The organism is Lysinibacillus sp. NPDC048646 (genome assembly GCF_050272295.1).
Classification (GTDB): Bacteria; Bacillota; Bacilli; order Bacillales_A; family Planococcaceae; genus Lysinibacillus.
Genome location: NZ_JBNNLZ010000009.1, coordinates 52,749 through 78,942 on the forward strand (window position 1 = coordinate 52,749; position 26,194 = coordinate 78,942).

The following is a 26,194-nucleotide window of genomic DNA, read 5'->3' on the forward strand; positions in this document are numbered from 1 at the left end:
AAGTCTAAATTCTAAACAAATTTTACCATATGATATTTTTTCTTACCACGACGGACAATGCTAAACGCGTCTTCTAAACGATCTTTTGCATCGATACTATATTCTAAGTCAGTCACCTTTTCACCATTTACACTAATTGCACCATTTGTAACATCTTCACGCGCTTGACGTTTTGATGATGAAATACCAGCTTCAACTAGTAAGTCCACGATGTTTTTATCCTCTTTTGCCATTTCAATAGAAGGAACATCTTTAAAGGCATCCTTCATTTCTCCAGCTGAAAGTGTTTTTAAATCACCTGAGAATAATGCAGCGGTAATACGAAGTGCTTGGTCTAATGCAGCTTGACCGTGAATTAAGCGAGTCATTTCTTCTGCTAACGTTTTTTGCGCTTTCCGTAGATGTGGCTCTTCTTCAACAGCTATAGCTAATGCTTCGATTTCTTCACGTGTTAGGAACGTAAAGATTTTTAAGTATTTTATAACATCTGCATCCGCTGCGTTAATCCAGAATTGGTAGAATTCGTATGGAGAAGTTTTTGTACCATCTAACCAGACAGCACCACCAGCCGTTTTACCAAATTTTGTGCCATCTGCTTTTGTTACTAATGGAATTGTGAAACCGAATGCTTTTGTTTCTTCTTCATGCGTTTTACGAATCACTTCAAGACCTGTTGTAATATTACCCCACTGGTCAGAACCTCCGATTTGAATACGGCAGTTGTAGTTATTGTATAAGTGATTGTAATCAATCCCTTGAATTAATGTGTAGGCAAATTCAGTAAATGAAATCCCTGTATCAAGGCGTGACGCGATTGTATCCTTAGCTAACATGTAGTTGACATTGATTAATTTTCCGTAGTCACGTAAAAATTCGATTGTATCAATCTTGCTAATCCAATTATGGTTGTTCACTAGTTGTGCACCATTTCCATCTTCAGCAAAATCAAAAATACGTTCTAATTGACCACGAATGCCTTGCACGTTTTTATCGATTTGCTCAACAGTTTGCAATTGACGCTCTTCAGAACGACCAGATGGATCTCCAATCATCCCCGTTGCTCCACCAACAAGTAAAATTGGACGATGACCAGCTTTTTGGAAACGACGCAGTGTCAATAATGGTACGATGTGGCCGATGTGCATAGAATCAGCCGTTGGGTCTACACCACAGTACAAAGAAACAGATTGTTCCTCTAATAGCTTTGCCATACCTTCAGCATCTGTCTGTTGGTAGAGTAGACCGCGCCATTCTAAATCTTGTAATAAGTCGTTTGTCATTGTTCTTCCTCCTAATTTGTATTCTCGCGTGCAGAAACAAAAAAGTCCCTACACGCAAATTAATTGCATGCAGGGACGTTAATAACTAACGCGGTACCACCCAGCTTGAAGATGTCATCCATCTTCCTCTTCATTCAATCGCCTTTATCGCAGGCGCGCACGTCTAAGCTCCAAGCACGTAATTCATCTCTACACTATGACCAGCTTTCACCAACCGCTGGCTCTCTATACAGGGAATATAGACACTACTGCAAACTCTTCATCACTAGAAAACTATAAGCACTATTCTATACGATTCTTTTTCAATGTCAATAACTATGTTCGAGTCAATTCAATATATGCTATAATAGACAAGATTTTAGGAGGTCGATACCTTGAAAGATTGGATTGAGAAAATCAATGCAAAGATCGATGAGTTACTCGAACAAAAATGGATGAAGACATTACGTATTTCAGGCAGTGTTACCTGGAACTTATTTTTACTATTTTTAGTCTTTGCATTGGTAGGCACTGTATTTGTCGGTTCAGTTGGCGCCGGCTATTTCGCCTCACTTGTAAAAGAAGAACCACTACGCTCAAACAAAGAATTACGCGAGCATATTTTCAACTATGAGGAAACAAGTGAAATTTATTTTGCCAACGATATTTATATTGGGAAATTACGCACGGACTTAGATCGTCGTGAAACGTCACTAAGCGCTGTGGCACCAGATGTTATTAATGCCGTACTAGCAACAGAAGATGAATATTTCCGCGAACATAACGGCATTGTTCCTAAAGCTGTAATCCGTGGTCTACTACAGGACGTGACAAATTCCGCAACGCAAACAGGTGGCTCTACATTAACACAGCAGCTTATTAAAAACCAAGTGTTAACAAATGAAGTATCCTATGAACGTAAAGCAAAAGAAATCCTACTCGCTATGCGTTTAGAGCATTTTATGACAAAGGAAGAAATTTTAGAAGCCTATTTAAATATTATTCCGTATGGTCGTAATGCCTCAGGTCGTAATATTGCAGGGATTGAAACAGCAGCTAATGGTATTTTCGGTGTAAATGCGAAAGATCTAACACTTCCGCAAGCCGCATACATTGCTGGTATTCCGCAAGCTCCTTATGCCTATACGCCGTTTACGAATACAGGTGTACTAAAAAGTGAAGAGGCTCTTAAGCCCGGTATTGATCGTATGAAAACGGTTCTTTACCGCATGAAAGAAGCAGGCTATATTGACGGTGCGCAGTACAAAGAAGCACTAAAATATGATATTACGGCAGACTTCCGTTCACCAGAAGTAGCGCCAGAAGATCGCTACCCTTGGTTAACATATGAGCTTGAAAATCGTGCGAAAGAAATTATAGCTGAAAAGCTAGCTAAAGAAGATGGCGTTGACCCTGAACGCTTGAAATCAGAAAAAAAATTAAACGAGAAGTATACGATTTTAGCAGACCGTGACGTCCGTTCAAAGGGCTATCGTATTTATTCAACTATTAACAAAGATATGTACGATGCGATGCAACAAGCCGCTGATAACTTTAAATACTATGGCCATACCTATACAGGTAAAGGCAAAGATCCTGTAACAGGGGAAGAAATAGATATTCAAATGCCTGTACAGGTGGGAAGTATCTTAATCGAAAATAACACAGGCCGCATTTTAAGCTTCCTAGGTGGTCGAGATTTTAAAACTACTGAGTTAAATCATGCGACGCAAGCTTTTCGACCAAATGGTTCAACGATGAAGCCATTACTTGTCTATGCACCAGCAGTAGAATACGGTGTAATTGGTGCAGGTAGCCCGCTAGTAGACGTAAAATTCTCAATCGGCTCTTGGAGTCCCAATAACTATATTACTAGTGATGAGCGTGGACTTATTCCTGCACGTGAAGCATTAGCTGATTCACAAAACTTATCAGCATTACGTTTATATAATGACATCATTAATAGACGTCCTGCTGAGTATTTAGCAAAAATGGGCTTCACAAAGCTACAGCCTGAAGACTATACAAACCTTTCAACGGGTATTGGAGCTTTAGAAGTGGGAACGACTGTTGAAGAAAATACAAATGCGTTTGCAACCTTTGCAAATGGCGGTCAATTCATTGACTCCTATATGATTGAAAAAATTGAAGATTTAGATGGCAATATCATTTATCAGCATGAAGTTGAACCTGTACAAGTATTTAGCCCTGAAACATCGTATATTGTAACAGACATGATGCGTGATGTTTTAACAAAGGGAACAGGAACAACAGCAAGAAATACCCTGAAGTTCTCTTCTGATTTCGCTGCCAAAACTGGTACTTCACAAGAGTACAAAGATGTTTGGTTTGTTGGCTATAACCCGAATGTATCACTCGGCGTATGGATGGGCTATGATAAGCAACGTTCATTATATGCATTTAATAATACGTATTTGCAACCAAGTGTCCGTATTAACAAGCTATGGGGAACTTTAATGAATGCTATGTACGATGTGGATCCAAAATTGATTGATGCCCCTACGAACTTTAAGGCACCAAAGAATGTTGTGACCGCTTCATTCTGTGGTATTTCTGGCTTAGCACCTTCTGCGGCATGTTCAAATGCTGGACTAGTACGCTCGGATTTATTTAATGCGAAAGTATTTTTACCATCACAGCCAGATGATAGCTTAGCATCATCAAGTGTAGTAACGATTAAAGGAAAAACGTACAATGCACATCCAAATACTCCATCCGAGTTTGTAAAATCAGGTGGTGCTGGTATTAATCAAGCCTTTATTAAACGTATGTTAGGCAGACTAGGTGGTAACCCTGGAAGCTTACTTCCTAAAAATTCATCGTTGTCGAACTCGTCCGTATCAGCGGTTGATTTCCCAGCAGATGGAAGCCCACCAGCAACTGTAACAGCAGCGATTAATGGCAACACCCTATCTTGGTCTGGCTCTTCCACCGATGTTGTCGGCTATCGTATATATAACGTGACAAATGGTGGTAATACCCTAGTCAATTCAGTACTCGAAGCGACACAAAGTATGTCAGTCGCAAGTGGACAAGCTTATGTAATTGTTGCTGTCGATATTACAGGTTTGACCTCTGCAAAATCGAATGTCGTTTCTACCGGCGGCAGCGAAAGCGAACCTGATCCGGAAGAAAATCAAGAGCAAACACCTACTCCACCTACAAATGGAAATGAAGGTTCGGGTAATGAAAATGGTTCGAACAACAGCAATGGTTCTGGGAATAATGGCAATGGCTCTGACCCTAACAACGGAAATGGCAATGGCAGTTCAGATGGCTCCAACAATGGCAACGGCAATGAATCTAATGGATCTAACAATGGCAATGGCTCCAATGGAGAAAATAACGGTGGCGCCACACCACCTCCTGAAAATCCAAGCCAATAATAATCAGGCTTACTACATTCAAATTTGAATTGTAGTGAGCCTGTTTTTTTGTCATGATAGAGAAGACAACTAAACGAAGGGATGGTTAAAGTATGAAAATTTTAATTTTAGGGGGCACACGTTTTTTTGGCAGAAAATTAGTGGAGCTTTGCCTTCAAAATAACCATGACGTGACAATATTAACACGTGGTCTAAGTGGGAATCCTTTTGGATCTCATGTAAAGCAACTGATTGCTGATCGAGATGATGAAAATTCATTAGCTCAAGCACTTTCTAGTACGACATGGGATATTGTCTACGATAATATTTGTTATTCCCCAAAAGAAGCACAAAAAATTGTACAAATTTTAGAAGGTAAAACAAAGAAGCTTATATTTACCTCAACACTTTCTACTTATGAAGCAGATGGTATTGTAAAAACAGAAGCAGATTTTAATCCGTATGATTATGAAATTCGTATGGGTGATCGAGAAGATTTCACTTATGGTGAAGGTAAACGCCAAGCGGAGGCGGTCCTATTTAAAGAAGCTCCATTCCCAGTTGTGGCAGTGCGTTTCCCCATCGTTGTTGGCGAACAAGACTATACACGCCGTTTACACTTTCACGTAGAGCGTATAGTAAATGAGCAGCCAATTACGTTCACAAATGTGGATGCAAAAATGAGTTTTATTACCGATGATGAAGCTGCTGCATTTTTATATTTTGCAGGTATATCTACGATAGAAGGACCATTCAATGCTACAGCAAGTGGTGCTATTTCATTAAAAGATTTACTTAGACTTATTGAAGATGAAAGTGGCAAATATGCGAAAGTTTCACTGTTTGGAGGAGATGCAGATTCACAGTCTCCATATGCTATTCCAGCAGATTGGTATATGTCGAATGCCAAGGCAGCAGCTGCAGGCTTTTCATTTAGCCAGCTAAACGATTGGCTGCCTAAGCTAGTTAACACATTAGTAAAAGAGCAACAAAAATCAATACTGCCTCAACAGCATTAATTACTGTTTTTGAAAAAGTAAGTATGCAGGAAAAGGCGTCCAACCTGTTCCAAGATTGAACGCCTTTTTTATAGTAATATCGTTTTTAAAATCGCTACTGCTTCATCAATCTCCGCTTCTGAGACTGTAAGCGGCGGAAGAAGCCGGATAACGTTCGGCCCTGCTCCTACTAAGAGTAAACCCTTTTCCTCAGCTTCTGTAATATACGATGCTACCTCAGTGTCGCCACAACTAATGCCAAGCAATAAGCCCTGCCCTTGCACCGTATATGTAGTTGGTAAATTGGTTTTCAACTGTTCTACAAAATATGAGGATACATCTTGCACATTTTGTAAAAAGGACTTTGTAAAAACGTGATTAAGCACTGTTTCTGCAACACTCATTGCTAGTGGATTACCACCGAATGTTGTCCCATGTGTACCTGGTCCAAATGTATCATAGAGCTCAGCCGTTCCGAGCATTCCACCAATTGGGAAGCCACCACCTAAGCCTTTTGCTAATGTTACGATATTTGGTTTCAACACAGTCTGCTCATAAGCAAAGCGTGTCCCTGTACGTCCGATACCCGTTTGAACCTCATCAATAATCAGAAGAATACCCTTTTCCTCACATGCTCTTGCAATTGCCGCTGCAAATTCAGCTGATACGCTGTTAACGCCACCTTCTCCTTGAATCATTTCTAGCATAATTGCTGCAACTGAATCATCAACCGTTGCTTCGAGCGCATCGACATCATTAAAAGGTAAAATCGTAAATTTATCTACAAGTGGTCCAAATCCATTATGTACCTTCCCTTGTCCCGTTGCAGACATTGCTCCAAATGTGCGCCCATGAAACGACTTTTCAAATGTAATGATATGGTTTTTCCCAGTATGCTTACGTGCAAGCTTAATGGCAGCTTCATTTGCTTCAGCACCGCTATTACAGAAAAACGCATATGAAAAATGCGTATCTGCCACTAGTTTTTTCGCAACCGTTTCCTGCCCAGGTATTTCAAATAAATTAGAAATATGCCATAATTTCTCGCTTTGTTCGTGCACCGCCTTGACAATCGCAGGATGTGCATGCCCAAGACTTACAACAGCAATCCCACTTGTAAAATCTAAATATTTTTTTCCATTAGCATCTTCAACAACGGTTCCTTGCCCTTTGACGATTTGTGCACGACGTTTGCCGTAATTTCCAAATAAAGCACTCATTTTATCAGCTCCTCCTATCGATTACACCTCGGCGTAATGTGTCCTGATGTTTATCGAGCTACAGCGATAAACATCTTAAAAATCTGTGACACCCTGTCGAATACCTAACTCACCATTATAAAAAAGATAGACTTTTACTGGCTGAAGTTAAAATAGTCGTACCTAGTAAGGTATCGCCAACAATTTGTACGGACGGGATACCTGCATCTAGACAATCAATCGCCCCTTGCACCTTAGGAATCATTCCACCGTAAATATGGCCTTCCTCAATCCATTGTGCTATTAGGGAAGGTGTTACCTCTGTTTGGTATTCATCTTCAATACGAATACCTGCTACATCTGTGACAAGTAACAGGCTATCTGCTTTAACTGCAAGTGCGATTTCACTTGCAACTGTATCGCCATTAATATTAAGTGCCTGCCCATCTTCATCAGCCCCCACACAAGCAATAACAGGTACAATACCCGCATTCATTAACGCTTCTAAAAGTGCTGTATTCACCGACTGAATTTCACCGACAAACCCGTAAACATCTTTGTCTAAAAAATCCGCTACAATCAATTGATTATCAAAGCCGTTTAAGCCAACTGCTACAATACCTGCAGTTGTTAATTCATGGACTAGTGCAGGATTCACCTTACCGATTAACGTTGACTGTACAATATCAATCGCTGCCTCACTCGTTACACGGATGCCATTTAATGCATGAGATCCTACGCCACGTGCTGCAAGTTCGCGATTAATGGCAGGACCGCCACCATGCGTGATGATAAGCTCTACATCGCTATCTTGTAGCTTTTTAAAATTTTCAAAAAACGCTGCATTCAAGCCTTCCAGTGTACTTCCACCAAGCTTAATGACCATGCGCTTACGAGCGGTATGATGCATTGATTTGAACATAGTCATAAGTTAAATCACATCCCCATGCATGCCCCTTGCCTTCGCCAACACCAAGTGACACATAAATTTTTACTTCATGCATTTTCAAAATTTGAATTAACTCATCTTCTGAGAAAGGAATTGGCTCACCGTTTTCGACCATAGTTGCCCCACCAATTTGAATCGTAATTTTATCAGGGTCCACTGTTGCACCACTGTAGCCAACCGCTGCAATAATACGACCCCAGTTTGCATCACAACCAAATACTGCCGTTTTCACAAGCGGTGAACCAACAACTGTCTTTGCAATCTTACGCGCTTCCTCATCAGAAAATGCACCCTCAACTTCAACTTCGATTAGCTTCGTTGCACCCTCGCCATCTTTTGCAATCATCTTCGCTAAGTCTTGCGCAACTGTCTTTAATGTAAAATAGAAGTTTTGCCAATCCGGATGAGCCGTTGTTAAAGATTCGTTGCCTGCTAAGCCATTCGCCATCACTACTACCGTATCATTTGTAGATGTATCCCCATCCACTGTAATAGCATTAAACGTAAGGTTTGTTACATCAGACAACGCAGCCTGTAATACATCTGATTCAATATTCGCATCTGTCGTAATAAAGCCAAGCATCGTTGCCATGTTTGGCTCAATCATTCCTGAGCCCTTTGCTACACCAGCAATAATGACCTCCTTACCATCAACTATTGTGCTATAGCTCGTATTTTTCATGACGGTATCAGTTGTCATAATTGCCTGCGCAAAATCGATTGCACTTTCAAGATTATCTTGTGGCTCTAATTGAGCGATACCATTCTCAATAGGCGCCATGTTCATCATTTCGCCGATAACACCAGTTGAGCAAACGCCAACTAGATTTGCCTCAATCCCTAACTTCTCAGCTGTTAATACTTGCATTGTTTGTGCATCCTGCAAGCCTTGCTTACCTGTACAAGCATTTGCATTCCCAGAGTTCACGATCATCGCCTGAATTTTTTGTGTAATGTAGACTACCTCTTTTGTTACTTTCAACGGTGCAGCCTGTATTGCATTTGTTGTAAATACTCCCGCTACACTTGCCGGTACGTCACTCACTAAAACCGCTAAATCCTTTTTCTTATGCTTTAGTCCGCAATGCATCCCTGCTGCTTTAAAGCCCTTAGGTGATAAGATATTTTTACTTGATAATTTTTTCATGATATTTGTTGATGCTGTTAATGTCATAATGGAATTCCTCCTTAGGTTGTATGAAATATGAGATTACAGAAGCACACAGACTTCTGTATGCTATTACATTTAAATAAAGAACGGCACAACATCTAGTCCAGTCGTTTGCGGTAAGTCAAACTGAACGTTCATATTTTGAATTGCTTGGCCTGCTGCCCCCTTGACTAAATTGTCAATTACGCCAACTATCGTGGCACGATTTGTACGACTATCAACCTTCACGAAAATATCGCAGTAGTTCGAACCCTTCACACGATTCGTAGCAAGGCTATTTACATCCGTCACAATACGTACAAATGGATGCTTTTCGTATGCAGCTTGTAAACAAGCAACTAAATGACTCTCGGTTACATCCGTCATCACGGGTGCATATGCTGTCGATAAAATACCACGCGTCATAGGCACTAAATGTGTATTAAAGGAAATCGCCGTATCGACACCAGCAAACATGGAGATGGCCTGTTCAATCTCTGGAATATGTTGGTGTGTGTTTGTTTTATAAATGGAGAAGCTTTCATTTGCCTCACTAAAGTGGGTCGTTTGTGATGGCTTATTACCAGCACCTGAAACACCGCTCTTCGCATCAATGACTAGAAAACTTGGATCAATCAATTTTTCTTTTAATAATGGTAATAGTGAAAGCAAGACTGCGGTTGGATAGCACCCTGGATTTGCAATAAGAGATGCATTTTTCACATTGTCTGCATTCCATTCTGTTAAACCATAAACACTTTGCTCAATGATTTTTAGCGGTGCCGCTTTTTTACCGTACCACGCTTCATAGCTTGCTAGATCTTTTAACCGGTAATCACCTGATAAGTCAATTAACTTTGGACCTTTTCCTACTAATGGCGGCAATAGCTCACTTGTCACCCCAGAAGGTGTACTTGTAAAAACAACATCAAATTTCTCTAATGTCTCATAATCAATTTTTTGCAATGGCTTATCAGCAATATTAACTAAGTGTCCAAACTTCGAAGAAAATACAACACCTTCTTCTGAGGATGTAAATAAATCAATTTGCTCCACTGCCTGATGATTATGTAAAAAGCGAATTAGCTCTAATCCACCATATCCTGTTGCACCAACAATTCCTACTTTCACTGCACTCACCTCTGAAATAAGTTAAAAACAGTATACGTCTGTATAATTATTAAGTCAACTGAATTTTTATTTATTACTAGTATTTTCTTAATACTCTGTTAAAAGGGTATTATTTTCTTACTTACTAGCACGTATTCAGAAAAAAGAAGGCGAGAACTCCTTCGCTAACCGAATGAATTCCCGCCTTATCTTTATGCATTATATGAATAAAATCACTTACGCTTCAAGCACGTCCAAATTTTGAATTATGCTCTAGTGATCATATTAATCTTCCATAGTAGAAAGATCGCCTGTTGGTAAATTTAGCTCCCATGCTTTTAACACACGACGCATAATTTTACCACTTCGTGTTTTTGGAAGCTTCTCCTTAAATTCAATTTCACGTGGTGCTGCGTGAGCTGACAAACCTTTCTTGACAAAATCACGAATATCTTCAATCAGAGCATCAGATGGCGCAACACCTTCACGTAAAGATACGAACGCCTTAATAATCTCTCCACGTACTGGATCTGGCTTACCGATAACCCCTGCCTCTATTACATCTGGATGCTCGAGGAGTTTGCTTTCCACTTCAAATGGTCCAACACGCTCTCCAGCTGTCATAATAACATCATCAACACGTCCTTGGAACCAGAAGTATCCTTCATCATCCATGTAAGCAGAATCACCTGACACATACCACTCACCTTTTAAGAAGTATGATTCATAACGCTGTGGATTACCCCAAATTTGACGCATCATGGCTGGCCAACCGCGACGCACCGCTAAGTTCCCCATCGTAAAGGGTGGTACTTCATCACCCGCATCATCCACGATTGTCGCGTGTATACCTGGTAGCGGTTTTCCCATCGAACCTGGCTTGATATCCATACTTGGATAATTACAAATCATATGTGCGCCCGTTTCTGTCATCCACCATGTATCATGAATGCGATGCCCTAATTCTTCGTAACCCCAGCGAATAACCTCAGGATTCAAAGGCTCACCGACCGATAATACATGTCGAAGGGAAGATAAATCATAGTTTTCTAGCACGCCTCTACCAGCACCCATTAACATACGGAAAGCTGTTGGTGCGCTATACCAAACAGATACGCTATAATCTTCAATTGCCTGATACCAAGCCTGTGGTGAGAATCTTCCTCCTACAATCAACATTGTGATACCATTTAACCACGGCCCGAAAATACCATAAGATGTACCTGTTACCCAACCTGGATCAGCCGTACACCAGTAAATATCATCCTCACGTAAATCAAGCACCCATTGTGTCGATTGATACTGCTGGAGCATTGCATTGTGTACGTGCAATACGCCTTTCGGTGCACCTGTTGATCCAGATGTATAATGTAATATCATACCATCCTCACGGTCTACCCATTCTATATCAAACTGAGATGGAGCCTCTTTCAAGCGTTTATTGAAATCTAAAATTTGTGCTGTTTCTTCAATGTCAGTACCCACTAAAAATACGTGCTGTAAATTTGGTAACTTAGCTAATGGTACACGTTCGAGCAACTCAGGCGTTGTTACTAATACCTTTGCACCACTATCGGAAAGTCGATCGTATACCGCTCCTTCCATAAATGCTTCGAAAAGCGGTCCAACAATAACACCCATTTTTAATGCGCCTAATAATGTGAAATAGAGCTCTGGCGAACGTGGCATAAAAATAAATAAGCGATCGCCTTTTTCTAAACTTGTCGCAGATTTTAAAACATTCGCAGCCTTGTTCGTTAGCTTTTTCATTTCATTGAAAGAATAGGCTTCGTTACGCTTCCCATCATTGTAATAAAGTGCCACTTTGTTTTTGCGAAAGGTTTCCGTATGACGATCAATTGCCTCATAAGCCATATTTACTCGACCTGTTTCATACCAGCTAAATGCCTTTTCTGTTTCTGCCCAATCATGTGTTGCTTTTGCATCCTCATAATTAGGCAAATTATACTGTAGTGGTAAAGCTTTTAATTTCTCCATCGTTTTCATCCCCATGAAATTACCCCTTTCTTTGCTTTCGCTTTAGTACATTAGTAGGCAAATTTTAAATCGATTTACTTACGATATTCCCCTTAAAATCCGCCACCTTCTCCAAAGAAAAATACGTTATGTAGCAATTGTTATACAACAGTTTATACAGCAAAAAAACCACTGAATGTTTATTAATCAACGTTCATCTGTTAAATAACAGTTGCAATATATATCTATTTTACACGAATCTACCGAAAATGTCTCAATATTTTTATTTTTCCGAAAACGCAGTTATAATTTACAAAAATAAGCGTTTTTACGCGAGAAATCAGCTATAATGGAGTTATAAAACTCAGGTGGTGTAATTATGGAACATAAAAAAACTTTTTTTTCTGTTACAAAGGAAACAAAGCATGGTACTGTGTACGTGGAAGGACCTGTTCCTCCAGAAAAATTAGCTACATATTCATTCCACGAAGGCTTGGTTGCCTTTAGACCTCCAAAGCAACAACAGCAAGCCATTATTGAAATTGCGGGACTTCCTGAAGGTCGAATTATTATTATTCGCAATGAAGATATTATCGTAGGTTATGTAACCTATCTGTACCCCGATCCACTTGAACGTTGGGCAGAAGATCGAATTGATAATATGATTGAGTTAGGGGCTATCGAAGTAATCCCAGCCTATCGTGGAACAGGTACTGGTAAAACCTTGTTAGCCGTGTCCTTCATGGGAGATGAAATGGAGGACTATCTCGTTATTACAACTGAATATTATTGGCATTGGGATTTAAAAGGTACTGGGTTAAATGTATGGGATTATCGCAAAATGATGGAGCGAATGATGAGCTCCGCTGGCTTCGAATATTTTGCTACAGATGATCCTGAAATTACATCTCATCCAGCTAACTGCCTCATGGCACGAGAGGGAAAACGTGTGCCACCCAAGACAATGGAAAGATTTGATAGACTTCGTTTTAGAAATCGCTTCATGTATTAAAACCACACAAGGGGGATGCGTATATGATTGTTGAAGAAATTATGAATGAAGAGCCGCACACATTAGCACCTACAAACACTGTACTCGAAGCACTGAAATTGATGCGTGAGAAAAAAGTACGCCATTTACCTGTCGTAGATGAAGACCGCCATGTTCTTGGCGTTATAACTGAAAGGGATATTAAAGAGGCATTACCTTCCTCATTGCAGGACGAACCAAATTCAGCAGTTTTCAATGCTGCTGTTCAAGAAATCATGGTGAAAAACCCGCTCGTTGGCCACCCGCTTGATTTTGTAGAAGAGGTCGCACTCACTTTTTATGAATCCAAGGTAGGCTGTTTACCCATTGTCTCAGGTGGAAAATTAGTCGGTATCGTGACAACTACTGATTTGCTCTATACATACATTGAGCTAACAGGTGCCACTGAGCCAGGTTCCAAAATCGAAATACGAGTATCTGATACACCCGGAATATTGTTTGAAATTACGAAAATTTTCAATGAACACCATGCAAACGTCCAAAGCGTCTTAGTTTATCCTGATTCTGAAAATACTCAAAATAAAATTTTAAGCGTCCGAGTAAAAACACTAAATCCATTAGCTATGATTGAAGATCTTCGTAAAAAGGGCTTCGATGTCCTATGGCCTAATTTACCAGGTGTTTCATTATAATGAAAAAGGCCGTATTTGTTTATTCACCTGAACAACTCGGATATAAATTTTCAGATACACATCCTTTCAATCATAAACGTTTGACGCTAACAATGGATTTACTAAAAAATATCGGGACTCTTAATGATGTAGATATTGTTCCAGCACGTGTCGCAACAGAAGAAGAACTCTTACTTGCACATGATCCTAAATACATTGATATTGTTAAAAGAGCCGGGCATGGCGAGCTTACCGAGGCACAAGGTGAAAGCTATGGCATCGGTACAGAGGATACACCTATTTTTAAAAATATGCATGAAGCAAGTGCACAACTTGTCGGTGGGACATTAACAGCTGTCGATTATGTCATGGAAGGGAAATCTGAGCATGCCCTAAACCTCGGTGGAGGTCTACATCATGGCTTCCGTGGGCGCGCTTCGGGTTTTTGTATTTACAATGATAGTACAGTAGCTATTCGTTATTTGCAGGAAAAATACAAGGCTCGTGTGTTATATGTAGATACCGATGCCCATCACGGAGACGGCGTACAATGGAGTTTTTATGAGGATCCTGATGTTTGTACTTTATCTATACATGAAACGGGACGCTACCTATTCCCAGGGACAGGGAATATTACCGAACGTGGCAATGGCCCAGGTTATGGTACATCTTTTAATTTTCCAATTGATGCATTTACTGAAGATGAAAGTTTCTTAGATATATATGAAAAAGCTATGCGCGAAGTCTTTGAGTTTTTCAAACCAGATGTTGTCTTAACGCAAAATGGGGCAGATGCACATTACTTTGATCCTCTAACACATTTATATGGTACTATGAATATTTATAAAGAAATTCCTAAGCTTGCGCATAAATTAGCACATGAATATTGTGGAGGAAAATGGATTGCTGTCGGCGGCGGTGGTTACGATATTTGGCGCGTTGTTCCAAGAGCATGGTCTATGCTGTGGTTGGAAATGACAGATCAAGAAATGCCTACAGGTGCTCTCCCTCAAGCTTGGTTAGATCGCTGGCAGCCAGAAGCACCAGTACCCTTTATCCCAACATGGGAGGATCCAAACCCTCTATATGAGCCAATTCCACGAAAGGCCGAAATCGAAGAAAAGAATGCACAAATGTTAGACAAAGCGTTACATATTATACGCATTGAAAAACGTGTTTAAAAAGTTAAGCCTCATGATTATCGTGAGGCTTTTTTCATGCTAGGCAGTGATTGAGTTCTATCCGTCACTTTCGAGGTTCTATCCATCACTTTCAGAGTTCTATCCATCACTTTCAGAGTTCTATTCATCACTTTCAGAGTTCTATCCGCTCCATCTATCCATCTCAATAAAAAAACACGTAAATCATAAAATAGATTTTACGTGCTTTTCATAATTAGTTGCTTTTTACAGATTGTCGCTGTTCAATACGATACGGTAAAATAACGGCTTCATTCTCAACAGGCTCTTTGCTCATTAATTTTGTGAGTAGACGCATTGCAACTGCTCCAATATCGTATAGTGGCAATGCAACACTTGTTAGTTGCGGACGCACCATACGTGCTAGCTTTGAGTTTTCAAAACTGATGACCTCAATATCATCTGGAACACTTTTACCTGCGTCCTGTGCACCGTGAATCAATCCGATTGCTAGTTCATCGCTACCTGCAAAATAAGCTGTCGGGGGATCTTCAAGGGACGATAGTGTTTCCCAAGCCTCTAAGCCTGTATCATAGCTAGACTCATCTCCCACAATAAGTGATTCGTCTATAGTTAAACCTGCATTTTGTAGTGCTTTTTTATAGGCTTCAAGCTTGTATTTGCTATTAATCGTATAAGTAAGTGGCCCTGTTACAAAACCAATTCTCGTATGACCATTTTTTATCAGTAACGTAATGGCCTCATTAGCTGCCTGGAAATAATCAATATTTACAGTTGCAATTGATTGCGACTCGTCTACTGAACCTGCAAGTACAATCGGCACAGGTGAATGATCCATCGACTGCCGCATTTTTTCAGTTACTTCATCACTCATCATTACAATACCGTCCACTTGTTTACCTAGCATTGTATCCAGCAGTTGTAATTCTTTATCTTCATTTTGATCTGAGTTGGCTAGAATGATATTGTAACGATACATTGTCGCTATATCCTCCACACCGCGTGCCAGTTCCGCATAAACATTGTTTGCAATATCCGGGATAATCACGCCAACTGTTGTTGTTTTCTTACTTGCCAAACCACGCGCTACAGCGTTCGGACGATATTCTAATCGTTCAATTACTTCTAAAACTTTTTTTCGTGTTGCCGGTTTTACATTTTGGTTACCGTTGACTACACGAGAAACTGTTGCCATGGAAACATTCGCTTCACGGGCAACATCATAAATTGTAACAGTCATCGTACGTGCCTCCCTTTTTCCTTATATAGCCTTATCATACGATAATTTTCATATCCTTTTCAAGAACAAGTAAGTCCATCAATCGAAAAGCCAAGTAGTAATAGTACTATTATAGACATTATTTTGTCACCAAAGCATTCTTTTGTAGTATTGTGCAAGAAATGCATGCAATCTTACGCTATTTGCTAATCATTCATTATGTAATATTTCTTTTCGATATAGTGAAACTTCAAACAGGGGGATTTTCTTCATCCCCCGCTGTTTGGTAGTCGAACCATCGGGCTTTTACGGTCAGTTGATCGCCCTCCTTGTTAGCTCCCACTTGAGGTGGGCGGCTTACTGACCGTTAATGCGGGATATAGTGAAACTTCAAACAGTGGGGGTTTTCTTCATCCCCCGCTGTTTGGTAGTTGAACCATCGGGCTTTTACGGTCAGTTGATCGCCCTCCTCCTGTACTCGTTCTCAGTTTTCCACTTGAGGTGGCGTTTTACTGACCGTTAATACGGGATAAAAAAACCGTCTGTCAAAAATGACAAACGGTTTTTAACTCATTACATTAAAGTTTAGGCATGAATCTCATGATTTTTCATGAATTTTTGTAGGGTATCGTAGAATGCATCGAATGTCGGAATATCCATTTGTTGTTGTGAATCAGAAAGTGCTACAGATGGATCTGGATGAACCTCTGCCATAACACCATCTGCACCGATAGCAATTGCTGCCTTCGCACATGGTAATAGTAAATCACGTCGACCAGTTGAATGCGTTACATCTACAAATACAGGTAAATGTGTTTCTTGTTTTAAAATCGGCACCGCTGAAATGTCTAATGTGTTACGTGTTGCTTTTTCGTACGTACGAATACCACGTTCACATAGGATGATGTTTTCATTCCCTTTAGACATAATATATTCTGCTGCATGAATGAACTCATCAATAGTTGCTGCTAAACCACGTTTTAAAAGGACAGGCTTGTTCGTTGCCCCAGCTGCTTTTAATAATTCGAAGTTTTGCATATTACGAGCACCAATTTGGATCACATCAATATATTCTAGCGCTTCTTCTAAATGACCAGGTGTTACAATTTCGGTAATTACACCTAAACCATATTCTTTAGATACACGCTTTAAAATTTTTAGACCTTCTAATCCAAGACCTTGGAAGTCATATGGAGAAGTACGTGGTTTATACGCACCGCCACGAATAAGTTTTTCGCCTTTAGCTTTAATAGATTCTGCTACAGCTGCTACTTGCTCGTATGATTCTACAGCACAAGGACCGAATACGAAAGATGGTTTTCCTTGGCCAATTAGTTCACCGTTAATATTTATAATTGTATCTTCAGATTTTTTCTTACGTGATACAAGTAATTCTTTCTTTTTATCTGCTTCTAATTGTTTTAGTGCTGTTTTGAAGATTTGTTTAAAAATATAATCAACCGTCATTTGGTTTAATGGTCCGTTGTTATTTTCTTTAATCAGATCAAGCATGTGTCGTTCACGCAGTGGATCATAACGATTCACACCTTGTTTTTCTTTAATTTTACCGATTTCATCTACTACTGCTGCACGTTCGTTAATTAGACGAAGAATTTCTAAGTTTAATCCGTCAATTTGACTACGTAAGCTTTCTAAATCTTTCTGGCTCATGCTTCTTGCTCCTCTCCCCATGACAGACACTTTCAGAACTCTGAAATGTATGTTACATTTTTAGATATTAGCATTATTATAATCAATGTTGTTCAGAATGTCACGCATTTTTAATTTAGCGCTTCAACTCGCTAAATTATTTTGAGATATATCAAGGAAGGAAGCGATTACATTGAGTTCAAAATTATTTGCGCTTGATATCGGTACACGTTCTGTTGTCGGCATTATTTTAGTAGAAGATAATGATCATTTTCACGTACAGGATATTTTAGTAAAAGAGCATAAAGAGCGCGCCATGGTGGATGGTCAAATACATAATGTCATGTATGTGGCAGATTTAATCAATGAAATTAAACATGAGCTTGAAGAACAGCATGGCCCTTTAACAAAGGTCAGTGTAGCAGCTGCAGGTCGCTCATTAAAGACCGAACAAGCGAGTGTGACAATTAGTATACGCAATCGGCCTATTTTTACAGAAGAAGATATTAGCCGTTTAGAATTACAAGCCGTTCAACAGGCACAACAGCAACTTTTACAGCAGAAAGAGGATGCAAAAACGAGCCACTATTACTGTGTAGGCTATTCTGTCCTTTATTATCGACTCGATGGTGAGGAAATTGGTAGTCTTCTCGATCAGCAAGGCGACGAGGCACAAATCGAAGTGATTGCAACCTTCCTACCACGCGTAGTGGTGGAATCTCTCATTGCAGCTCTAAAACGCGCCAATTTAGAAATGGAAGCACTCACTCTAGAGCCGATTGCTGCCATCAATGTGCTAATCCCGCCAACGATGCGTCGCCTTAATGTTGCGCTCGTCGATATTGGCGCAGGTACATCTGATATTGCGATTACTGATAAAAGTACAGTTGTGGCCTATGGGATGGTGCCAACAGCAGGTGATGAAATTACTGAAGCCCTTAGTGACCATTATTTACTAGACTTCCCAGTAGCAGAAACGGCTAAGCGTCAACTACAGACTGAAGACGAAATATTAATTCAAGATATTTTAGGCTTTGATCAATTTTTTGCGAAAGCCGAAGTGCTAAAAGCTATTGAGCCTGCTGTAAAACAACTGGCACAGGCCATTGGAGAAGAAATCTTACGTCTCAACAATCGTACTGCCCCGAAGGCTGTCATGCTTGTAGGCGGGGGGAGTTTAACTCCAGATCTTACAACGGAACTTGGACTTGTGCTCGATTTGCCTACAAATCGTATTGCGGTACGTGGCGTTGACGCCATACCAAACTTAACAAAAGAAGAACATATAAAACCTTCACCTGAACTAGTCACACCAATTGGTATTGCAATCGCCGCAAAGAAAATGCCCATCCAATATATGAGTTTAACTGTTAATGAGCAAGTTGTACGCCTATTTGAACTAAAGGAAATGACAGTTGGAGACGCATTTTTAGCTGCCAACATTCGTGCCAAACAATTGTATGGCAAGCCCGGTCATGGTTTATCGGTGAGCGTCAATGGACAGGATATTTTCATCCCAGGTGGCCACGGACAACCAGCACAAATTTTAGTTAATGGTCAACAGGCCTCCACTAAAACCACTATTAAAACAGGCGATGCCATCCAATTGATAGAAGGTCAGGACGGTCAAACAGCAAAAGCTACTGTCAGAGATATTGTGGATGAGGCAGCTATCAAAACAGTTACCATTCATGATACAAAGTATGTCATTGAACCAAAAATTACTGTCAATGGTGCACCAGCATCACTCGATAGCATTTTAAATGATCGTGACGTTATTGCCTTTGAAATTGCTGAAACAGTCGAAAATGTATTTAAATTTACAAATAATTGGGATTTACTGAAACGATTTGAGTCATATTATATTCATGTTGACGGTAAGCCACTGTATTTACCAGAGTTTTCACCCTCTTTATTGATAAATGATAAGCCATGCAAAATGTCATATGCAGTCCATAATAGGGATGTGATTAAATTCCAGCAACAAGCATTACCGACTGTTCAACATATTGCTGATCAGATGAATATTTTGCTCGAAGATAAGATTATTATTCATTTCCAACATGAAGTTTTAGAGCTAAATAAAATTGCCCATGAAGTGTTCGTCAATCAAGCTGTCGTACCACCGCTTTCTACAGTACCAAATGGCGCGACAATTTCGTTCAAAGAAAAGGATCAAAGTCGATGGATTTATCAGGATGTATTTCGTTTCTCAAGCTGGCAACTCCCTACTACATTTAAGGGAAACTTTACGATACTACGAAACGGGCAGCCAGCAAGTTTTGACATGGAAATTTTCGGTGGCGATAAGTTAGAAATACTGCTTGAAGAAGCTCACACATCATACTAATAAAAAAAGGGATACAATACGTCATTGTTAAGACGTACAGTATCCCTTTTCGTACATTGTTACGCGCGAACTTCCTCTGCTTTATCTTCAACAGCTTGCTCTACAGCATCCTCTGCTTTTGCATCTGATTTTTCGGTAAAGTCTTCAAGTGGTTCTTCTCCCTCAAATGAAACAGTACCATCGTCGAAAACAGTTGGTGCTTTTGCAGATTTCAATGTTTTCACTTTTTCTACCAATTGTGTAGATTGCTCTTGAATTTGTTTTGATAATTGAACTGTTTTATCTTTTGCCGTCAATGATAAATCTGCACTCTTATCTTTTAAGTTAACAGCTTGTACAGCTACATCACTACGTAAATCTTTCCCTGGTTTCGGAGCTAGTAATAAGCCTGCAGCTGCACCTACAATACCTCCAACTAATGCGCCAATGACAAAATCTTTCATGTTCACACGCTCCTCTTCATAGATTGATTCTTGTGAATGATAAAGCTGCGGCAATGAACTTTCTAGTTGTTGTTCTTTCACTTCATTAAAATTCGGTTTTTGAGTCGTCATGCTACAATTCCTCCCCATTTATCTAATGCGCCTTGGCGTAATTATGCCGGTGAATTTTGCATCCGGCTAATAAACATACGCATGAGGCTTTATTTTTATTCAGAAGGCAGTTAACGCCAACCAAATAATAATTATTTTTTACGGCCCCATTTTCTTTTCGGCTTGTCCTCATTTGCTGTATCGAAAGAATATGGTTCCTCTTGTACAATTTCTTGAGCCTGCTCGATTATTTTACGTTTCTTCCACTTATCTGCAATGCCCATTGCAACATTACTCCACTGAACAACTTGAGCAATTTTTTCTTCATTTTGCTCAATATTTTTTGAGATAGACGAAGTAATTTGCTGTACCGAAGTATTTAAACCGTTCACGGAGTCCCCAATTCCCTTGACTGCATGAACAACAGAATTTAACTGTTTGGATTTATCTTGAATATCCTCAGCTAAGCTATTTGTTTTGACTAATAAGGAAGTCGTTTCGCGTGTAATACCTTCCATTTGTCCCTCAATGCCTGCAAAAGTACCCGTTAGGCTGTTAAGAATCGATTTAAGCGAAAACAACGTCATACCGATGCTCACACATAAGATTAAAAAACCGATTGCCGCAATAATTGCAGCAATATACAAAATAACTTCCATAAATAGACCTCCCACTAGTAAGAATTACATTACTATTACTTTCCCTATCTTCGACAAAAAAAACTGAATTCCTTCCCATTTTTGAGAAAAAACAGCTTATTCCTTGCGGATTAAGCTGTTTCGTTGTTATATCATTTCGTCTAGAAGTACTATTGTTACTTCTAGACGAACGGACTTTTACTTCTGCCGATACGTTACACTGTCCTTTTGACATAGAAAACAGTTCTGAATCATTTTAGCAAGTCTTCAAAAGCGTCTTGGAATTTGTGGACATCCCCTGCGCCCATAAATAAAAACACTGCGCCTTCATGCTTTCTTAACACTTCGATGCCTTCAGTAGTAATCACAGCACTTCCCTCAATCAATGAAGCTAAATCTTGGATTGAAAGGGCGCCTTGTGTCTCCCTTGCCGAACCGAATATATCACATAAGTAAGCTGTATCTGCAAGGCTTAGGCTATCTGCAAAGTCTTGTAAAAATGCTTGTGTACGTGTAAATGTATGTGGTTGGAAAATAGCTACCAGTTCACGTTCAGGAAATTTTTGACGAGCTGATTGAATCGTCGCACGAATTTCTGTTGGATGGTGTGCGTAATCATCTATTAATACATTATTCCCAATATCCGTTTCAGTAAAACGTCTTTTCACACCTTTATATGTGTTCAAACGTTCTTGAATAATCTCTGGAGAGATACCTTCATATTGACAAAGTGTAATAACAGCTAAAGTATTTAATACTGCGTGATCTCCAAACAATGGAATAAAGAAAGTGCTATAAAACTCATTACGAACAAATACATCAAATGTTGTTCCCTTAGTCGTTTTCTCAACATTACGTGCTTCAAAATCATTTTCAGCACCAAATCCATAATAAACAACAGGTACTTTCGCTTGAATACGTTGAAGATGTTCATCATCCCCACATGCAATGATGGCATTTTTCACTTGTAATGCAAGTGATTGGAAAGCAGAATAGACATCTTCTATGTTTGCAAAATAGTCTGGATGATCAAAATCAATATTAGTCATTACAGCGTAATCCGGATTATACGCTAAAAAGTGTCGTCGGTATTCACATGCTTCCATCACAAAGAAGTCTGCATTCTCATGTCCAGCTCCCGTACCATCACCGATTAAATAGGATGTTGGTTTATAGCCATTTACAACATGAGCCATTAAACCCGTGGTAGATGTTTTACCATGTGCACCTGTAATTGCAATTGATGTGTAATTCCCAATATAATCGCCTAAAAACTTGTGATAACGAATAATCTCAACACCGATTTCACGTGCACGCACTAATTCTGGATGTTCATCAGGAAAAGCATTTCCTGCAATTACCGTCATACCTTGTTTAATATTATCTGCATTAAATGTAAGAATTGGAATATTACGATCACGTAACGGCTGCTCCGTGAAGAAATACTTGTCAATGTCTGAGCCCTGTACTTGTTCACCAGCATCGAATAAGATTTGTGCAAGTGAACTCATGCCAGAACCTTTAATGCCTGTGAAATGAAAAACTGTCATTAATTAAACCCCCCGGGAAATACTAAATCCCATCTATCATCTATTAGGTGTATCGTATTTTTTATGCTCTGAATTTTAGGTATTAATACCTTTTTTTAAACACAAAAAAATACGTACTGTTCAAAACATCTTGTCTATTATAGCACTATTTATACATAAGGATAAATGTGCAACTTTTCTAAAAAAACTAATTTTGACGAAAGTCAGATAATCTATACGAAAACACTGCAATTCTTATTCAAACATAGCAATTAAATCTTGCTCAGTAATATAACTTTCACGTGGTTTACTACCTCTTGCCTCTGATACAAAACCATGAGTTTCTAACATATCAATTAAACGTGCAGCACGATTATAACCGATATGATACTTGCGTTGAATAAGAGACGTAGAGGCTCCCCCTTGATCATAAACAAATCGGCAAACATCCTCAAACAGATCATCCTGCTCTGCAGAAACTTCAATTTTCTTTAAAAGCTCCTCTTGGTCGAAGATATAATCCGGTTCACCTTGCTCACGAACATGGTCTATGATTGCTTCTATTTCATCATCCGTCACAAATGTCCCTTGCAAACGTACTGGTGCAGACATTCCATTACCTAAATATAGCATATCGCCTCGTCCAAGTAACCTTTCTGCTCCTTGCCCATCTAATATAGTGCGCGAATCTATTTGCGACGACACCGCGAAGGCAATACGTGTGGGAATATTTGATTTGATGAGCCCTGTAATAACGTCCACAGACGGTCTTTGTGTCGCAACAATTAAATGAATACCACAAGCACGTGCCTTTTGGGCAATACGACAAATTGCCTCCTCCACATCTGCAGGAGACATCATCATTAAATCTGCTAACTCATCAATGACAATTAAAATATACGGTAATTTTAAACTATGCTCATTATTTTTATCAGCTAGTGCATTATAGCGCGTGATATCTCGTGCACCGGCATGTGCAAATAACTGATATCGTCGCTCCATCTCCTCGACAGCCCATTTTAAGGCTGCTGTTGCAGCCTTAACATCTGTAATAACTGGACTGACTAAATGAGGAATATGATTGAACGGAGCAAGTTCCACCATTTTAGGGTCAATCAGCATTAATTTTAACTCATGTGGTGCAGCCTTATATAATAAGCTAACCAAAATGGAATTAATACAAACTGACTTTCCTGAACCTGTAGCCCCAGCAATTAAGCCATGTGGCATTTTTCGTAAATCAATCGTTACAGGCTTTCCTGTTAAATCCAGCCCAAGTGCCGCTTCAAGCGGTGAATCTGATTCGAGGAAGGAAGCACTATTTGTCACTTCTGATAAACGAACAGCACGAGACACACGGTTTGGAATTTCTATCCCAATTGAACTTTTACCAGGGATCGGTGCTTGAATACGAATGTCCTTGGCTGCCAACGCTAGCTTCAAATCATCTGCTAGGTTACGAATTTTACTTACCTTTGTTCCATGACTGACTGTTATTTCAAATTGTGTCACGGCTGGCCCTTGCATAATTGATTCAATTTGAGCTGAAACCTGGAAATAAGAAAGAGCTTCCACTAAAGTATCTCCTTGTTGCTCCATCCACTCAGTATCTTGTGTTTTTTCTTCAGGTGGTTCTAAATACGCTTCGCCTGGTTTATGATACACTTTGACTGGTTTAGGAGATGCCACGACTGGCTCCTCCTTTTCAGGTACCGCTTCAGCAATTGGACACTGTTCTTGTAAATTCCCATCAACTACTTCAGCATTCCCCATAACACTTGGAACATCAATCTTTTCCTCTACAAGTGCTTGATCAACAATTAGCTCTGAATCCATTAGTGAAGTCGCTGATATCTCATCGGCTCCTTCTAACTCCATCACTGTATTTTCTACTGTCGATGGGCGAATCATTGTTGCTACCGATGACATTGTAATCTCAGTTACCTTCTCCACTGCTGCGTTGATTGATCCTGTATTGAGAGGTGTCAGCTCTGCTTCTTTTACCATAAACGAAGATGTAGATTCTGATTTTTCTACAGGTGACTCATCTTCATTCATAGCAGTAGGTTCAGTTTTCTGTTGATTTTCATCAGGAACAAATGGCGGTGTATCCTTAAGCTGTTGGCGATGCTGCCACTTCTCTTTATCCGTTTTTAACATTAAAACATTAAAAGGAATACGGCTTTTTTCTTGCTTAATTGCTGCTTTATCAAATTGCTCAGCTAAAACCTCTTGCTCGGCATCTTCATCTGCGGTCGGTTGTACAACGGTCACTTCACCAATATGAATTGTAGAATTTTCTATTTGTACTTGTTCCACAATCACTTCTTTAACATGAATATCCGATTCATTTGCAGAGAGTTGATCGAGCGCGAGTTCTTGCTGTACAGCTTCCTTCACTTGTTCTTCGAAACCAACTGCAAAAGATGTCGTTGGCGGTACAGCCATATTCGTAAATTCTTTTGTCTGGATCATTTCTTCTTCTTGAACTTCATCAAATGTACTTGGTTGTTTCTCTTCACTTTGACCTTCAACAAATAGTATTGGTTGTTTTTTTTCTTCATACTCTTCATCAAATGTAATCGATTGCTTTTCTAATGATTGAACTTCATCAACTGTTATTGTTTGGTGGGAAGTGGCTTCAGTAACGTTAGACTCCTTAACCTGATTATTTACATCATTTGGTGTCAGGCTAGGCACTTTTTCTACTAGTATATTTTCAATAGCCTCATTTGTTGTCGCTTCTTTTACAGACGCAGATGATGAAGGTATTTCAGCATCATTTTCATCCTTACGTTTGTTTAACAAGTGCTCAATTGGGCTTGGCTTAGCGAAGCCGTAGACTGGTGAAGGTACATCAGTTGGTACAAAACGTTTACGATTTGGTGGCAAAGTACTTTCAACAGTTGGTTCTGTCTTAGGAGTAGCCTCCTTTTGCTTAACTGGTTCATATTGAGCATCACGAAAAACCATACGTGCTTTTGAAAGATTCTCTTGCTCTGGCTGACTTCGCGTAATTGTCGTTCTGCCAGTACGCTTTGTGCGATTTTCTAAAAGCTCACGAATGCCCGAAACTTCCACATCGTAAACGCGTGAATCTACGATATGATTATGTAAATGCTTCGGTAACGATAGATCTTCAATTTGTCCATAATAAGCATCTTCCATTTGATTGAATGTCTCTTTAGGTTCGGTTAATGGTTCAATTTCTTCGTCCTCTATTAATGGAAAGCGAAAAGCCTTTTGCTTAGCTTCTGGTATTTCTTTCAACGATTGCTGTTGCTCGTGTTGTTCCTGATAGTTTTCATATTCATAATCGTCTTCATATTCGTACTCATAATCATCTCTATTTATAATTTTATCTATTTGTTTTTTAAACCAATTCACTTTGTTTCACTCATTTCTCATACACTTCGTTTATAGCG

18 protein-coding genes and 1 other annotated feature are annotated in these 26,194 nt (G+C 39.6%); of the genes, 6 read left to right on the forward strand and 12 right to left on the reverse strand.

Features of this window, described 5'->3' with window-relative positions; all coding sequences use genetic code 11:
• Positions 1-11: 11 nt before the first annotated feature.
• On the reverse strand, positions 12-1,280 hold the full coding sequence (gene tyrS / locus ACQKII_RS11890; protein WP_427459468.1) for a tyrosine--tRNA ligase: 1,269 nt from the start codon (positions 1,278-1,280) through the stop codon (positions 12-14).
• Between the two features lie 68 nt (positions 1,281-1,348).
• Positions 1,349-1,552: a binding site (T-box leader), on the reverse strand.
• Positions 1,553-1,654: 102 nt separating this feature from the next.
• Between tyrS and ACQKII_RS11895 the strand changes: the two genes are divergently transcribed.
• Positions 1,655-4,666: a transglycosylase domain-containing protein gene (locus ACQKII_RS11895; protein WP_427459470.1), complete on the forward strand. Its 3,012-nt coding sequence runs from the start codon at positions 1,655-1,657 to the stop codon at positions 4,664-4,666.
• A gap of 92 nt (positions 4,667-4,758) precedes the next feature.
• Entirely contained in the window at positions 4,759-5,664 is a 906-nt protein-coding gene (locus ACQKII_RS11900; protein WP_427459472.1) for an NAD-dependent epimerase/dehydratase family protein, read from the forward strand.
• 68 nt (positions 5,665-5,732) lie between these two features.
• Here ACQKII_RS11900 and ACQKII_RS11905 read toward each other — a convergent pair whose 3' ends face one another.
• The 5 genes from ACQKII_RS11905 to acsA all read right to left on the reverse strand — a co-directional run bounded on the left by ACQKII_RS11905 (position 5,733) and on the right by acsA (position 12,058).
• Positions 5,733-6,863, reverse strand: a complete 1,131-nt coding sequence (locus ACQKII_RS11905; RefSeq protein WP_427459474.1) for an acetylornithine transaminase — start codon at positions 6,861-6,863, stop codon at positions 5,733-5,735.
• Between the two features lie 115 nt (positions 6,864-6,978).
• The gene (gene argB / locus ACQKII_RS11910) at positions 6,979-7,770 is read right to left on the reverse strand and encodes an acetylglutamate kinase (RefSeq protein WP_427459476.1); all 792 of its coding nucleotides are present in this window, start codon (positions 7,768-7,770) and stop codon (positions 6,979-6,981) included.
• Positions 7,733-8,965 carry a bifunctional glutamate N-acetyltransferase/amino-acid acetyltransferase ArgJ gene (gene argJ, locus ACQKII_RS11915; protein ID WP_427459478.1) on the reverse strand — a complete coding sequence of 411 codons (1,233 nt, stop codon included), beginning with the start codon at positions 8,963-8,965 and terminating at the stop codon, positions 7,733-7,735. Before argJ ends, argB begins: the two co-directional genes overlap by 38 nt.
• 72 nt (positions 8,966-9,037) lie before the next feature.
• Positions 9,038-10,072 (reverse strand): N-acetyl-gamma-glutamyl-phosphate reductase, encoded by a 1,035-nt coding sequence (argC, locus tag ACQKII_RS11920; protein ID WP_427459480.1) that lies wholly within the window; start codon positions 10,070-10,072, stop codon positions 9,038-9,040.
• Between the two features lie 264 nt (positions 10,073-10,336).
• Positions 10,337-12,058 (reverse strand): acetate--CoA ligase, encoded by a 1,722-nt coding sequence (gene acsA / locus ACQKII_RS11925; RefSeq protein WP_427459623.1) that lies wholly within the window; start codon positions 12,056-12,058, stop codon positions 10,337-10,339.
• A gap of 349 nt (positions 12,059-12,407) precedes the next feature.
• Between acsA and ACQKII_RS11930 the strand changes: the two genes are divergently transcribed.
• Genes ACQKII_RS11930 through ACQKII_RS11940 form a run of 3 tightly spaced genes read left to right on the forward strand, consistent with a single transcriptional unit; the run spans position 12,408 to position 14,871 of the window.
• A complete protein-coding gene (locus ACQKII_RS11930; protein WP_427459482.1) occupies positions 12,408-13,040 on the forward strand; it encodes a GNAT family N-acetyltransferase in 633 nt (210 codons plus the stop codon).
• Between the two features lie 23 nt (positions 13,041-13,063).
• Positions 13,064-13,711 carry an acetoin utilization AcuB family protein gene (locus tag ACQKII_RS11935; RefSeq protein WP_427459484.1) on the forward strand — a complete coding sequence of 216 codons (648 nt, stop codon included), beginning with the start codon at positions 13,064-13,066 and terminating at the stop codon, positions 13,709-13,711.
• Positions 13,711-14,871 (forward strand): acetoin utilization protein AcuC, encoded by a 1,161-nt coding sequence (locus ACQKII_RS11940; protein WP_427459486.1) that lies wholly within the window; start codon positions 13,711-13,713, stop codon positions 14,869-14,871. Before ACQKII_RS11935 ends, ACQKII_RS11940 begins: the two co-directional genes overlap by 1 nt.
• Positions 14,872-15,085: 214 nt before the next feature.
• On the opposite strand, the gene ccpA is transcribed toward ACQKII_RS11940, so the two are convergent.
• The gene (gene ccpA / locus ACQKII_RS11945) at positions 15,086-16,090 is read right to left on the reverse strand and encodes a catabolite control protein A (RefSeq protein ID WP_427459488.1); all 1,005 of its coding nucleotides are present in this window, start codon (positions 16,088-16,090) and stop codon (positions 15,086-15,088) included.
• A gap of 564 nt (positions 16,091-16,654) precedes the next feature.
• Positions 16,655-17,740, reverse strand: coding sequence for a bifunctional 3-deoxy-7-phosphoheptulonate synthase/chorismate mutase (locus tag ACQKII_RS11950; RefSeq protein ID WP_427459490.1), 1,086 nt, complete (start codon positions 17,738-17,740; stop codon positions 16,655-16,657).
• A gap of 172 nt (positions 17,741-17,912) precedes the next feature.
• Between ACQKII_RS11950 and ACQKII_RS11955 the strand changes: the two genes are divergently transcribed.
• Positions 17,913-20,069, forward strand: a complete 2,157-nt coding sequence (locus ACQKII_RS11955) for a cell division protein (RefSeq protein WP_427459491.1) — start codon at positions 17,913-17,915, stop codon at positions 20,067-20,069.
• Positions 20,070-20,128: 59 nt separating this feature from the next.
• On the opposite strand, the gene ACQKII_RS11960 is transcribed toward ACQKII_RS11955, so the two are convergent.
• The 4 genes from ACQKII_RS11960 to ACQKII_RS11975 form a co-directional block, all read right to left on the reverse strand.
• Positions 20,129-20,623: a YtxH domain-containing protein gene (locus tag ACQKII_RS11960; protein WP_427459493.1), complete on the reverse strand. Its 495-nt coding sequence runs from the start codon at positions 20,621-20,623 to the stop codon at positions 20,129-20,131.
• A 131-nt stretch (positions 20,624-20,754) separates the two neighbouring features.
• Complete coding sequence (locus tag ACQKII_RS11965) at positions 20,755-21,261, reverse strand: DUF948 domain-containing protein (protein ID WP_427459495.1); 507 nt, start codon at positions 21,259-21,261, stop codon at positions 20,755-20,757.
• A gap of 230 nt (positions 21,262-21,491) precedes the next feature.
• Positions 21,492-22,790 (reverse strand): UDP-N-acetylmuramate--L-alanine ligase, encoded by a 1,299-nt coding sequence (murC, locus tag ACQKII_RS11970; RefSeq protein ID WP_427459497.1) that lies wholly within the window; start codon positions 22,788-22,790, stop codon positions 21,492-21,494.
• Positions 22,791-23,024: 234 nt separating this feature from the next.
• Entirely contained in the window at positions 23,025-26,156 is a 3,132-nt protein-coding gene (locus ACQKII_RS11975) for a DNA translocase FtsK (protein ID WP_427459499.1), read from the reverse strand.
• Between the last annotated feature and the right edge of the window lie 38 nt (positions 26,157-26,194).